Source organism: Streptomyces sp. NPDC058701, from assembly GCF_042715295.1.
GTDB lineage: Bacteria > Actinomycetota > Actinomycetes > Streptomycetales > Streptomycetaceae > Streptomyces.
Genome location: NZ_JBHXSY010000021.1, coordinates 39,062 through 50,935, shown reverse-complemented (window position 1 = coordinate 50,935; position 11,874 = coordinate 39,062). Strand labels below are relative to the sequence as shown.

Sequence of the window (11,874 nt, the reverse complement as noted above, 5' to 3'; positions counted from 1 at the left end):
GGGCAACTGCGTATCACACCCCGCAGAAAGGCAGTCTCGTGCTGAAGCCCGCCCCCGCCGTCCTTCGCGGCCTGCTGTCCCGATACGCCGACGCACGGATCACCCTGGCGCTCGAGGACTCCCCCGAGGTACGCCTCGAGCTGGACAATGTTTCGTTCACGCTGTGCGTGGCAACTGCGACCCGGAACATCAAGGACGCCCTGGCGGCCGCCGACGACATGCTGGCGGCCGCTCCCTGCGCCCCGGCCCCCCGTACGACAGCGGGCGCGCCGGCCGGTTCGGCCGCCGCCTGACCGGACGGCGATGGTCCCCGGCCCGCCCCCGCTCCCCGCGGAAGAGCCGGGGACCGTCGCCGTCGGCGTCGGATAGGGTCCTGGGCGGCAACGGACCCGAACCGAGGAGCGCGCGGCATGATCGACGGGGAACAGCAGCTCAGCGGCGTACTGGCCCCGCCTGCGGGCAGCCGCACGGCGGACGAGCGGATCCGGCGCATCCGCCGGCGCCTGGAGCGGCTGATCGGCATCGCCGCGACCGAGGGAAACACCGTGCGGCCGCTCCGCAACGGGGACGAGATCTTCGCCGCGATGCTGGACGCCATCGGCTCGGCCCGCCACACGGTCGACATGATGACGTTCGTGTACTGGAGGGGCGACATCGCCCGGCAGTTCGCCGAGGCCCTGACCGACCGGGCGCGTGCCGGTCTGCGGGTGCGGCTGCTGCTGGACGGTTTCGGCAGCCGGCTCATAGAGCAGAACCTGCTCGACGGGATGAGGGCCGCGGGCGTCGAGGTCGCGTGGTTCCGCAAGCCGCTCTACCTCTCGCCGCTCAAGCAGAACCACCGCTGCCACCGCAAGGTCCTGGTGGTCGACGAGCAGACCGCCTTCACCGGCGGCGTCGGCATCGCCGAGGAGTGGTGCGGCAACGCGCGCAACCCCGGCGAGTGGCGGGACACCCACGTCGAGGTCAGCGGCCCGGCCGTCGACGGCATCGCCGCGGCCTTCGCCCAGAACTGGGCGGAGTGCCACACCGAGCTGTTCGACGACCGTGACCGCTTCGTCACGCACGAACCGAGCGGCGGCGCCATCGTGCAGGTGGTCCGGGGTTCGGCCAGTTTCGGGTGGCAGGACATGCAGACGCTGATGCGGGTGGTCCTGGAATCGGCCGAGGAGCGGGTGCGTCTGGCGACCGCCTACTTCGCCCCCGACACCTACTTCATCGACCTGCTCTGCGCCACCGCCCGCCGCGGCGTCGAGGTGGAGATCCTGCTGCCCGGGCCGCACACCGACAAGCGCGTGTGCCAGCTGGCCGGTCAGCACCACTACGAGGCGCTGACCGCCTGCGGCGTGAAGATCCACCAGTACCAGCCGACCATGATGCACGCCAAGATCGTGACCATGGACGGCGTGGTGTCGCTGATCGGCTCGACGAACTTCAACCGCCGGTCGCTGGACCACGACGAAGAGGTGATGCTCGCCGTGATGGACGCCGAGTTCACGGCGACCCTCGACGCGCACTACGACGAGGACCTCGAGGCGAGCGACCTGATCCGCCCCGGCCGCTGGAAGCGCCGCTCGGTGCTGCAGCGCGCCCGGGAGGCCGCGGTCCTCCCCATCCGCCGCTACCTGTAGCAGCCCCGCGCGCCCGGCCCGTCGTCCGGAACGTCCTGGGCGTCCGGGTGCCGGATGATGACGGGCGCGGGGCTCCCCTGCCGCGTACAGGGTGCCCGCCGCGGTCCCCGTACGTCCGGCTCCGCCTCGGCCCGGGTTGCGGCCTGGAGCGCGGCGCTGACGAGGGTGGCCAGCAGGTCGATGTCGGAGTCGATGTCCAGACGTACCGTCACCCACTCCGACCCGGTGCGCAGATGGACCGCGGTGGATCCGGCGAGGGCCGGCTCCAGCCTCGCGATCATCGCGCGGGTCAGATGGACGTCAGCCTCGTGATCGCCGTGGAAGTGGACGATCTCCTGTGAACCGGCGTTGAGGCCGAGTCCAGTGCCGCACGGGGTGCGGCCTTCGCTGAGTGCAGGCCAGCTCATGAGCTGTTCACTGGCGTGCCTGGCAGTGTTCATGACCCGAGCCTGCCCGGCCGGGGACCCGCACCACAAGAGCGCTGACTCAATCGCTCCCCCGTACCGCGGAATTCGGCCGCCGCGACACGCGGCGCCCCGCCCCGCCGGGCCGCGCGCCGCCGAGGGGGGTTTCGACCGCGGTCCAGGGGTCACACGCGCAGAGGTAACGGTCCGCGAGGAAGGACTCCACCATGGCAACGATGATCCTGCTGATCGCGCCGATGCTGCTGGCGCTCCTGCTCGTCAAGCGCGGGAGCGGTCAACACGCCCGCCACCGGGCCGGACGGACCTGAGGAACACGTGCCGAAAAGGCCGGAACCAGGAAAGTGAGGTGGGTGCCTTGTCGCTCCGTGCGGTGGGCTGGGCCAGGTCGTTCCCCATCCATCGAGGGCCGGGATCGGCCCGCCGGTGGAGCATGGAGCACCTGGAGTCCCTGAACTGGACCGAGGACGCCCCCGATGTCGTCCATTCCGTCCTGCTGACGGTGTCCGAACTGGTCACCAATGCGCACGTCCACGCGCACAGCAGCGCCCAACTCGTCCTGACCTGGGACGGACAGTGCCTGCACGTCAGCGTCGCCGACTCCGACCCCGGCCTTCCGGCGCCGGGCGAGGCCTCGGAGGGAGCCGTCTCGGGCCGGGGCCTCGCCATCGTCGACGCCCTCGCCGACCGGTGGGACGCCCACGCCTTCCACGGCGGCAAGACCATCACGGCCTGCTTCCACCCGCCCGGCCGGCCGGATCCGCACCCCGACACCGACCCGGCCGGCTCGGGCCACCTGCGTCCACACACCTCGGGCTGAGCCGGCGGGCCGGCCCGGTCGGACCTCCGGACAGGACGGGGCGCCGGGTGGGCGACCGGCGGTACGCGGAGCCGAATTCCACAAAATGTTGACGCGCCTCTATCGCAACGCCGCTCCCCTGCCGCACGCTTCAGCTACCTTCCCCGTTCCATCCTGACGTCTCGTCAGCGACGGGAAGTGCTGTCCGACGCGTGCTCGTTGGGAGGCAACACCACATGGACCCGTACGGCGGGTGTCCCGCCCCCGCTTCCGCCACAGCCCCCGCTCCCCCTACGGCCCGGACCGATCTCCCGGATGCGACCGTCCCTCCACCGGCCCCTCCGGCCCCACCACCCCCGTCGCGACCGGGCCGCCGCGGCGTGCTGGCCGGCATCGGACTGGCCGCGACCTCACCCTTCCTCCTCGGTACCGACCGCGGCGCCGGAGCCGGCCGCACCGCGCCGCGGGCCGAACCTCCGGCGGGACGACCCGCGGGCCGGGCGACCGTGCTGAGGAACGCCTCGCTCGTGCTCACCATGGACCCCACGGCCGGCCAAGGGCCCCTGGGCGGCGTCGAGCACGCGGACGTCCTCATGGCGGACGGGCTCGTCACGGCCGTCGGGCGGGGGTTGCCGACGCCGCCGGGCACGCAGGTGATCGATGCCGCCGGAAAGCTCGTGATGCCGGGGTTCGTCGACGTCCACACCCACCTGTGGCAGTCGTCGATGCGCGGCGGCTGCGCGGACCGCGACCTCTTCGGCTGGCTGGCCGCCTGCAACCGGACGACGTTCTCGCGGATCACGCCGGCGGACATGTACCGCTTCGTGCGCCTCGGCGCCCTCGACTCCGTGCAGTCCGGCGTGACCACGCTCGTGGACTGGGTGGACGCCCTCCCGTACGACACGACGGTGCAGTATGTGCGCGCCCTCACCGACACGCGGGTGCGGTTCGCGTACGCCATGTTCCAGGACGAGCGCGGAACCCCGCTGATCGCCCGGACCAAGCGCGAGCTCATCGATCCGCTACCGCTCGCCTCGGCGCAGGTCGCCACGCACGCGGCGCGGCCGCTGCAGGGCCTCAACCGGCTCCACTGGGAGATCGCCCGGGACCTCGGCGTCATGCTGAACAGCCACGTCCTCGAACGCGGCGAACAGCACGCGGACGATCCCGTGCGCGTCCTCACGGACATCGGCGCACTCGGGCCGCGCCTGCTGATGAACCACGCGGTCCACCTGACCGACGACGAGCTGGCCGCGGTCGCCGCCCACGATGTGCGGGTCGCGCACTGCCCGTTGAGCAACATGCGCCTCGCCTCCGGCATCATGCGGCTCCCGGACCTGGCGCGGCGCGGCGTCAAGGTCGGGCTGGGCCAGGACGGCGGCACGAACGACACCTCCGACGTCTTCGCGCTGATGAAGGCGGCCATCGGCCTCCAGCGGGCGCGCGCCCTGGACCCCGCGGTGTTCCCGCAGGTCCACGACGTCCTGCGGATCGCGACGATCGGCGGAGCCGAGGCCATCGGCATGGCGGACCGGATCGGCTCGCTGGCACCGGGCAAGTGCGCCGACGTCATCGTGATCGACCCGGCCGCCCTCAACTTCGCGCCGCGATTCGACTGGGTGAACCAGGTCGTCTTCAACGGCCGCCCCGAGAACGTCCACGCGGTCTTCGTCGGCGGCCGCCCCCTCAAGCTCGGCGGCCGCCTCGTCGGCGTCGAGCCCGACCGCGTGGTGCGCGAGGCGGAGGCCGCGGCGGCCCGGCTCCGTGCCACCACGTGAACGGCGGTCCCGGGCGGGGCGGGTGAGTCGGACGCTGCCGGAGTGAACCGCCGGGACGGTCCGTGCGTCTGGCCCCGGGCGGCACGGTGCCGTCCCAGCGCGGCCGATGTCGGGCCAGGCCGGGGAGGGGAGCATCGCGTCACGCACCATGCCTCGGGCATCGTGGACAAGGCGCCCTCGGTCAACGCGGCGTCTGGTCCCGGCACTGAGCTGACGCCGCCCGAAACCCCCGTCCTCGGGCGGCGTCAGCTCAGTGCCGGGACCGCGAGAGGGCCCCGGTCGTCGGAGGGGCTCCGGTTTCCCATTCCCTCACCGACTCTCTGGCGCCCAGTCTGCCAAGCCCCGGAGCACCCCGCATTGGCCTGGCGTGCACAGTGTCTTGACGGAGAGTCGCCCCGCCGCCCGCACCCCGGGGCCCCGGCTCCTGTTGCGCGGGCCGCCACGGCCGGTATAAACCGGTGATCATGCTGCCCGAGAGAACGTTCCGCAGCGCGGAACTAGCACCCGCCGACCGTTTCGAGAGCTGGCGGGCCCTGATGTCGCAGACGCATGCGCCCATGGAGATGCGCAGCGAGCACGCCGCCGACTTCTGGGCGAACCAGCGCGTCATCTCACTCGGCGGGATCACGGTCTATCCGATGGAATGCCGTCCCCTGACCTTCCGGCGCACACCGAAGCTGATAGCGAGGTCAGACCCCGAGGCGTTCCACCTCTCGCTGATCAAACGGGGGGCGGGAGCGGTCACCCTGGGCAAGGACACCGTGGTGCACGGTGTGTTCGACATCCACACCAGTGACACGTCACGGCCGTTCGAGATCAGTTCCGGCCCGCATGCCGTGGAGATCATCGGGGTCGAGGTACCCAAGGCGCAGCTGCCGCTGCCCCCTCACACCGCCGGCCGGGTCATCGGCAAGCGCATCTCGGCCCGGGAGGGAATGGGGGCCCTGCTGGCCACCTTCCTCGACCAGGTGACCAAGGACAGCCGGTCCTACCGGCCGGCCGAGGGCCCGCGCCTGAGCGGTGTACTGGCTGATCTCGTCGCCTCGCTCTTCGCCGGCGTCCTCGAAGCGGACCGGTCCTTGACCCCGGAGACGCACCGGCGCGCCCTGGCGCTCCGCGTGATGGCCTTCATCCGGGACAACGCCGACGATCCGCTGCTGGACGTCGCCGCGATCGCCGCCGCCCACCACATCTCCGTCAGCTATCTCCACCGGGTGTTCCAGCAGGAGGGGGACGGGGCAACGGTCGCGGCCTTCCTTCAACGCCAGCGGCTCGCGCGGGCACGCCAGGACCTGGCGGATCCGCTGCACCAGGGGGTGCCCGTGCACGCCATCGGCGCCCGGCGGGGCTTCCGGCACGCGTCCGCGTTCAGCCGGGCGTTCCGCGATGCCTACGGCCTGCCGCCCGCGGCCTTCCGCGGGCAAGCCCGGGCGGAGGACCTGGCCGGCGCGGACTCCTCCTGAAGGTTGTTGCAGAAGGTCGTCCCGGGCAGGTCTGAGCGGTGTCCGGCCTGCTGTTGCACCGGGCCATGGCGAAGTTGCGCAGGGTGGCGAAAGGGTCAGGGGGTGTCGCTGTCCCAGTGGAAGGGGCCGTCGGGGTCGGCTTCGGAGGGCTTGTAGAGTGCCCGTCCGCCGGGTCCGAACAGGCCTCGGTCAGTGATGAGGAGCGCGCCCACTGCCCGTTCATCCCGGGACCAGCCGGTGATGTCGAAGAGCTGGCCGTCGAGGGGACCGCCGAGCAGGGGCACATATGCGCGTCCGGGCAACGGACCGGCCCAGTGGCCGTCGTCGCCGCAGTACACCCGTGCGTCCAACGTGCTCATCCCACGCGCGTGCCCCCTCCCGGGGCCCACAAGCGGTTGAAGCAGCTTTCCCACGCCCCGCTGCGGAAGCCGTACGGCCGATCGTGCGGCTGACCGGCATGGCTGTCGCTCGCCGCCGGCGCCCGATCGGGCTCGGTTCGGGGTGGGCGGGCGGGTCTACAGGGTGCGTGCGGTTTCGATGCTGTCGGCGATCTGGAAGAGGGCGCGCGATTGGGTGAGTTCCAGTACGCGGTCCAGGGTGCGCGGCAGGGGGCCGACGAGGATGAGGCGGCTGGTGCGCAGGAGGCGGAACATCTCGTTGAGCATGGAGGAGTCGGCGAAGGTGATGCGGCTGACGTCCAGCACGACGCGTCGGATGGTCGGGTCGCTGGTGGCTGCGGCGCCGGCCTTGCTGATGGCCGTGAGTGACTGCTGGTCGAATTCGCCGGTGCAGATGATGACACGGGCTCCGTCGTTGAGGTCCGGCAGCGACACGACGTGCTGCTCCCCCGGGGGCCGGTAGTGGGGAGGCTTCGGGTCGCGGCGGCGGATCAGTCCGGCCTGGTCCAGTACTCGCAGGATTTCCCGCGCGAGGTAGGCGGGATTCAGATCGTTCGAAGGTACTGCGGCGAAATAGGCGGCGATTCTGGTGGCGACTACCTTTTCGGCTTCTGCATCGGTCATGCGTGCCCGTCTGGCTGTTTACTGCTTCGCCCGGACGCCGCTCGGCGTCGGGGGTGGTGTCGGGCTAGTTCAGGCGCTGAACGGTGGTGATGGTTTTACCGCCGGCGTCGGGGAGGGGGGTGATGTCGATGTGTTCGGTGAGGCGTTGGATGAGGGGCCAGCCGTAGCCGCCGGGGGTGCCGTGGCCGGTGGGGCGGGGAACGGGAGGGTGGGGGCTGGGGTCGCTGACAGCGACGTGCAGGGCGTCGTCTTCGATGGCGGTATGGAAGTGGATGACGCCGCCGCCGTGGCGGATCGCGTTGGTGACGAGCTCCGAGGTGATGAGGAGGGCGTCGGCAGCGGTGACGCTGTCGAGGCTGATTCCCGCGTCCGTGAGGAGCTCGCTGACAACACGCCGGGCGGTCGCGGATGTGGGGGCGGCCGGCCGGTCGCCGTTCTGGCGGCGGTCGGGGCCGGAAATCTCGTCGGCTGCCTCGGGCGGGTTCATGCTGCTATCGCCTGCCCTGCGTGTTTCGGGTTATGCGGACGCATACCGGTTCGGTTGAGTCTGTAGCCGTCAGCATGTCATCCCGTCCCGGACGCCGTTCGCACGGCGGAATACGGGCCCGGTGCTGGTCACCTCGAATGGGCGGCTACCGGGAGGTGCGGTGGGCCGGCCAGGACGGGCGTCCTGTCCGCTGACGTGTGACGCTTCCGGGCTTCGAGGAGGGCGTGGAGGACGGAGGAGTCCGCGAAGGACATCCGGGAGAGGTCGGTCACGGTCCGTGTGAACGCTGGGGCGGAGGGGTCAGCGGCGTCCGGGAGTCGAGGGGTGCCGGACTCGCTGTCAGTCGGGCAGTGAGAGCTTTCACTCTCCGTCATGTGGAGGAGGCGTGTACCGCTGGTCCGCATGGGGTGGAGGACAGCGAGGTGAGGGGGTGGCGGTTGCCAGGGGCTGACGGATAGAGGATGGTTGCCGCAAGGCAAGTAGTCTTCTTCGAGTCTATGAGGTGAGGGGTTCGCCCAGCGGGCCCTTATCGTTTGGTGAATCCCACCCAGGAAGCCGTCGCTGCGGCGCGCGCGCCGTGGAGTGAGGCCCCCTATCCCGTGCTTGTGGCCGACGACCAGGGAACGCTGGTGTCCGCCAACGAGGTTGCCCGGCTCCTCCTGCCCGAGGCCCGGGTCGGGGAGGCGCTGGCGGACACGGTTCCCGCGTGGCTGTCCTCGGCGCACTCCTCCTGCCGTGCGCCGGCCGCGGACGCGGGCCGGGGAGCTGTGGCCGAAGGCCCGGTCGGTGAGCGTTCGTACGAGGCGCATCCGACGGTGCGCGAGGACGGGACGGTGGTGTGGTGGCTGGTCGACGACACCGACCGCCGGCTGGCCCGGGAAGCTCTTCGGATCGAGCGGGAGCGCACGGCGTTCCTGGGGCAGGCGTCGAACCTGCTGCTGTCCTCGCTGAACCTGGAGCGGTGCATGGACGTCACGGCGCAGATGGCCGCCGAGCACCTCGCCGACGCGGCCCTGGTAATCGCCCCCTCACGCGGCCGTGAGCTGCCGATCGTGTCCTGCCTGCACGGCGGGATGCCGGTGTCTTCCCGGGTAGCGGCTCGCCCCGAGGCCGTTCCGGGGCTGGCGGAGGCACTGCAGGGGTTCCCGCCGGTGCCGTCCCGCTGGATCGATCCCGCGACGGCTCCGGCCTGGCTGGTCCCCGAGGGCTTCGGAACGGTGGGGTCGATCGTGATCACCCCGCTGCCCGGGCACGGCGTTCCCGCGGGCGCCCTGGTCCTGCTGCGCCGTGCCGGCGGAGCCGGGTTCACGGAGGAGGAAGAGGTTTTCGCGCGCCTGTTCGCGGCCCGGGCCGGGGCGGCGATGTCGGCGGCCCGGCTGTACGCGGAGCAGGCGTCGATCAGCGAGACGCTGATGCGGGACCTGCTGCCCCCGTCCCTGCACGAAGTGTCGGGGGTGGAGTACGCGGGCGGCTACCGGCCTTCCCTGGACCACGAACGGATCGGCGGGGACTTCTACGACGTGCACCCCGCCGCCGTCGAGGGCGACGCCTCGCTCGTCGTCCTCGGCGACGTGTGCGGCAAGGGCCTTGAGGCGGCGGTGATGACGGGCAAGATCCGCAACACCCTGCACGCCCTGCTGCCCATGGCCGACGACCACCAGCGGATGCTGAACCTGCTCAACACGGCGCTGCTCAGCACGCACCACGCCCGCTTCGCCACCATGGTGCTGGCCTCCGCGGCCCGTGAAGGCAACGCTGTCAAGCTGCGGCTGACCAGCGCCGGCCATCCCGCGCCGCTGATCGTGCGCGCCGACGGCCGCGTGGAGGAGGCGGCGACCCAGGGCACGCTGGTCGGTGCCCTGCCCGACGTCGTCGCCTTGACGGCCGAGGTGACGCTCGCGCCGGGCGAGACGTGCGTGCTCTACACGGACGGGATCACCGAGGCCCGCGGCGGGCCGATGGGCGGCGCCATGTTCGGCGACGCGCGGCTGCAGCGGGTCTTGGCGGAGTGTGCGGGGATGCCCGCGGAGGCGGTCGTGGAGCGGGTGCAGATGCTCGCCTCCGAATGGGTCGGAACCGGCAGCCACGACGACATGGCCGTGGTGGTGATCTCCGCACCCCGGACCAATCACCTCAGTGCCGTGGACGGGCACACGAGGGGCAGGTTCACGACGTGATGGGCGTTCTGACGGGCTCGGCAGCACTCGATCACCTGCTGGAGCGGCTGTTGGCCGCGGTCCTGGACGGCGACGAGCGGACTGCGGCCGCCGTGGTCCGCCAGGCCCTGGACACCGGCGCGGATCCGGAGCAGGTTCTGCTCGACGTCATCGCCCGGGCTCAGCGCCGGGTGGGTGAAGCATGGGCCGGCAACCGGATCAGCGTCGCGCAGGAGCACGCCGCGACCGCGATCAACGAGCGCTCCGTCGCCGTCGTCGCCGGACACACGGCTTCCCGTACGGAGCCGTCGCGGGGGCGGGTCCTGGTGGCGTGCGTGGACGGCGAGTGGCACGGCCTGCCGGCCCGGCTCGTGGCCGAGGTCCTGAAGCTGCGCGGCTGGCACGTGGACTACCTCGGCGCGCACGTCCCGACGCCGCACCTCGTCGCGCACATCCACCGCACCGGGCCGGACGTCGTCGCCCTGTCGAGTTCGATACCGACCCGGCTGCCGACCGCGCACGCCACGATCACCGCCTGCCAGGCCGCCGGCACCCCGGTCCTGGTCGGCGGAGCCGCCTTCGGCCCCGACGGCGAGTACGCCCGCCTGCTCGGCGCCGACGCCTGGGCACCCGACGCCCGCACGGCCGCCGACCGGCTGGAGCGTCACCCCCTGCCGCGGCCGCAGCCCGACCACCAGCCGATCGACGACCTGCCGCACCTGGCCGACCAGGAGTACACCCTCGTCACCCGCACCCGCCCGCAGCTCGTACGGGCCGTCTTCACCGGGCTGGAGGAGCAGTACCCGGCGATGCGCGGCTACAGCGAGGCGCAGCGCGAGCGCACGGCCGAGGACCTCTCCCATGTCGTGGAGTTCCTCGGGACCGCGCTCTACACCGGCGACGAGAAGCTGTTCTCGCGTTTCCTGCTGTGGACGGCCCGCATCCTCGAAGCCCGCGGGGTTCCCGCGCAGAGCCTGCCGCACGCCCTGGACATCCTCGGTCGGGAGCTGAAGGACTTTCCGCGGGCCACCGACATCCTGCACTCCGCCACCCGGCGGCTGCCGTCCACCCCGATCTCCGTCATGGGAGCTGCCGAATGATCGAGATTCCCGGCCCGCTCCGCCTGACGCGCGTGGACACGGACGACGCCGTCCGTATAGAGCTGCACGGAGACTTCGGCCACCAGGACGCCGGCGCCCTGCTGGACGTCGTCGGCGCGGTCCTGGCCGAGCCGGACGCCCCCCTCGATCTGCACGTGGACTGCGCGGGCGTGGCCTCGGTCGACTCCAGTGGCCTGTCGGTCCTGCTGATGGCCCGCCGCCTCACCGGCGCCGCGGGCGTACGCCTCCACCTCGACCACCGGCCCGTGCAACTGGACCGGATGCTGACGGTCACCGGTACCCTGAACCACCTGACCGGCCAGAGCGCAGGCAAAGCTTCCGCATCACCCGCAAGGGAGAGACGGTCCGCCCGCTCGGAGGAATCCATACCGGCCCGCTCCAGCGGACCGGACGCCACCACCTGACCGGCACTCGCGGGCGGCCCGCCCGCGCGAAGGGAACGCAGATGCCCACCACGGCCTCCGGGCCCACCAGCATCACCCCGGACGCGGCCCGTTCGGTCAGCGCCATCGCCGAACTCCTCGACGTCGTCTACGAGAACACCCGCCAGGCCGCTACGGCATCACCGGTCTCCACGACACAGCTGCGCCTCATGTTCCTCGTCGACCGTCAGCCCGGTCTGCGGATGCGGGCCCTGGCCCAGCTCCTCGGCGCGGCCGGCCCCTCCGTCACCCGCCTGTGCGACCGCCTGGAAGCCGCCGGATTCCTGCGCCGCCATCCCTGCCTCAGCGACGGCCGCGAACTCACCCTGCGCCTGACCCCCGCCGGGGAAAGCCATCTGGCCCAGATACGGGAGAAGCGCGAGCAGACGCTCGCCCGGGCCCTCGACACGATGACGCCCGACAGCCGCCACGCGCTCGCCACGGGACTCGCTGCCCTGGAGCTGGGCATCACCGCGGCTGCCGGCGTCACCCGGCAGGACCACCGCACCGCCTGACCAAAGGCTGTTGCAGAACGTCTGGGGCGCCGGATGGGGAAGCGGGCCGCGGTGGTGGCCG

13 protein-coding genes are annotated in these 11,874 nt (G+C 71.8%); 9 read left to right on the top strand and 4 right to left on the bottom strand.

All coding sequences use genetic code 11. From position 1 onward, the window contains the following. Positions 1-38: 38 nt before the first annotated feature. Together ACFWW8_RS22450 and ACFWW8_RS22445 are read left to right on the top strand one after the other, a co-directional pair. Positions 39-293: a DUF5133 domain-containing protein gene (locus ACFWW8_RS22450; protein ID WP_386530714.1), complete on the top strand. Its 255-nt coding sequence runs from the start codon at positions 39-41 to the stop codon at positions 291-293. A 117-nt stretch (positions 294-410) separates the two neighbouring features. Then, positions 411-1,628 carry a phosphatidylserine/phosphatidylglycerophosphate/cardiolipin synthase family protein gene (locus ACFWW8_RS22445; RefSeq protein WP_386530713.1) on the top strand — a complete coding sequence of 406 codons (1,218 nt, stop codon included), beginning with the start codon at positions 411-413 and terminating at the stop codon, positions 1,626-1,628. On the opposite strand, the gene ACFWW8_RS22440 is transcribed toward ACFWW8_RS22445, so the two are convergent. Continuing rightward, positions 1,619-2,068: a luciferase family protein gene (locus ACFWW8_RS22440; RefSeq protein ID WP_386530712.1), complete on the bottom strand. Its 450-nt coding sequence runs from the start codon at positions 2,066-2,068 to the stop codon at positions 1,619-1,621. The genes ACFWW8_RS22445 and ACFWW8_RS22440 overlap by 10 nt on opposite strands. 415 nt (positions 2,069-2,483) lie before the next feature. Here ACFWW8_RS22440 and ACFWW8_RS22435 point away from each other — a divergent pair, with 415 nt between their 5' ends. The 3 genes from ACFWW8_RS22435 (at position 2,484) to ACFWW8_RS22425 (ending at position 6,090) form a co-directional block, all read left to right on the top strand. Continuing rightward, positions 2,484-2,870 carry an ATP-binding protein gene (locus ACFWW8_RS22435; protein WP_386530711.1) on the top strand — a complete coding sequence of 129 codons (387 nt, stop codon included), beginning with the start codon at positions 2,484-2,486 and terminating at the stop codon, positions 2,868-2,870. A gap of 515 nt (positions 2,871-3,385) precedes the next feature. Then, entirely contained in the window at positions 3,386-4,627 is a 1,242-nt protein-coding gene (locus ACFWW8_RS22430; RefSeq protein WP_386530766.1) for an amidohydrolase family protein, read from the top strand. 464 nt (positions 4,628-5,091) lie between these two features. Then, positions 5,092-6,090, top strand: coding sequence for a helix-turn-helix domain-containing protein (locus tag ACFWW8_RS22425; protein ID WP_386530710.1), 999 nt, complete (start codon positions 5,092-5,094; stop codon positions 6,088-6,090). 95 nt (positions 6,091-6,185) lie between these two features. Here ACFWW8_RS22425 and ACFWW8_RS22420 read toward each other — a convergent pair whose 3' ends face one another. The 3 genes from ACFWW8_RS22420 to ACFWW8_RS22410 all read right to left on the bottom strand — a co-directional run bounded on the left by ACFWW8_RS22420 (position 6,186) and on the right by ACFWW8_RS22410 (position 7,599). Beyond that, positions 6,186-6,449 (bottom strand): hypothetical protein, encoded by a 264-nt coding sequence (locus ACFWW8_RS22420; protein WP_386530709.1) that lies wholly within the window; start codon positions 6,447-6,449, stop codon positions 6,186-6,188. Between the two features lie 156 nt (positions 6,450-6,605). Next, positions 6,606-7,112: an STAS domain-containing protein gene (locus ACFWW8_RS22415; protein WP_386530708.1), complete on the bottom strand. Its 507-nt coding sequence runs from the start codon at positions 7,110-7,112 to the stop codon at positions 6,606-6,608. Between the two features lie 64 nt (positions 7,113-7,176). Then, a complete protein-coding gene (locus ACFWW8_RS22410; RefSeq protein ID WP_386530707.1) occupies positions 7,177-7,599 on the bottom strand; it encodes an ATP-binding protein in 423 nt (140 codons plus the stop codon). 605 nt (positions 7,600-8,204) lie between these two features. Here ACFWW8_RS22410 and ACFWW8_RS22405 point away from each other — a divergent pair. From ACFWW8_RS22405 to ACFWW8_RS22390, 4 genes are read left to right on the top strand one after another with little or no spacing between them, the layout of a single operon-like run. Continuing rightward, positions 8,205-9,776, top strand: coding sequence for a PP2C family protein-serine/threonine phosphatase (locus ACFWW8_RS22405; RefSeq protein WP_386530706.1), 1,572 nt, complete (start codon positions 8,205-8,207; stop codon positions 9,774-9,776). Then, positions 9,776-10,855, top strand: coding sequence for a B12-binding domain-containing protein (locus ACFWW8_RS22400; RefSeq protein ID WP_386530705.1), 1,080 nt, complete (start codon positions 9,776-9,778; stop codon positions 10,853-10,855). Before ACFWW8_RS22405 ends, ACFWW8_RS22400 begins: the two co-directional genes overlap by 1 nt. Then, positions 10,852-11,280, top strand: a complete 429-nt coding sequence (locus ACFWW8_RS22395; RefSeq protein WP_386530704.1) for an STAS domain-containing protein — start codon at positions 10,852-10,854, stop codon at positions 11,278-11,280. The genes ACFWW8_RS22400 and ACFWW8_RS22395 overlap by 4 nt, the downstream gene beginning before the upstream one ends. 41 nt (positions 11,281-11,321) lie before the next feature. Next, complete coding sequence (locus ACFWW8_RS22390) at positions 11,322-11,813, top strand: MarR family winged helix-turn-helix transcriptional regulator (RefSeq protein WP_386530703.1); 492 nt, start codon at positions 11,322-11,324, stop codon at positions 11,811-11,813. Positions 11,814-11,874: the final 61 nt, after the last annotated feature.

Bases quoted from the DNA above. Each gene is read 5' to 3' on its own strand.
- ACFWW8_RS22415 (WP_386530708.1), bottom strand. From the start codon at position 7,112: ATGACCGATGCAGAAGCCGAAAAGGTAGTCGCCACCAGAATCGCCGCC.
- ACFWW8_RS22430 (WP_386530766.1), top strand. From the start codon at position 3,386: ATGGACCCCACGGCCGGCCAAGGGCCCCTGGGCGGCGTCGAGCACGCG.
- ACFWW8_RS22440 (WP_386530712.1), bottom strand. From the start codon at position 2,068: ATGAACACTGCCAGGCACGCCAGTGAACAGCTCATGAGCTGGCCTGCA.
- ACFWW8_RS22400 (WP_386530705.1), top strand. From the start codon at position 9,776: ATGGGCGTTCTGACGGGCTCGGCAGCACTCGATCACCTGCTGGAGCGG.
- ACFWW8_RS22445 (WP_386530713.1), top strand. From the start codon at position 411: ATGATCGACGGGGAACAGCAGCTCAGCGGCGTACTGGCCCCGCCTGCG.
- ACFWW8_RS22395 (WP_386530704.1), top strand. From the start codon at position 10,852: ATGATCGAGATTCCCGGCCCGCTCCGCCTGACGCGCGTGGACACGGAC.
- ACFWW8_RS22435 (WP_386530711.1), top strand. From the start codon at position 2,484: ATGGAGCACCTGGAGTCCCTGAACTGGACCGAGGACGCCCCCGATGTC.
- ACFWW8_RS22420 (WP_386530709.1), bottom strand. From the start codon at position 6,449: ATGAGCACGTTGGACGCACGGGTGTACTGCGGCGACGACGGCCACTGG.
- ACFWW8_RS22390 (WP_386530703.1), top strand. From the start codon at position 11,322: ATGCCCACCACGGCCTCCGGGCCCACCAGCATCACCCCGGACGCGGCC.
- ACFWW8_RS22425 (WP_386530710.1), top strand. From the start codon at position 5,092: ATGCTGCCCGAGAGAACGTTCCGCAGCGCGGAACTAGCACCCGCCGAC.
- ACFWW8_RS22410 (WP_386530707.1), bottom strand. From the start codon at position 7,599: ATGAACCCGCCCGAGGCAGCCGACGAGATTTCCGGCCCCGACCGCCGC.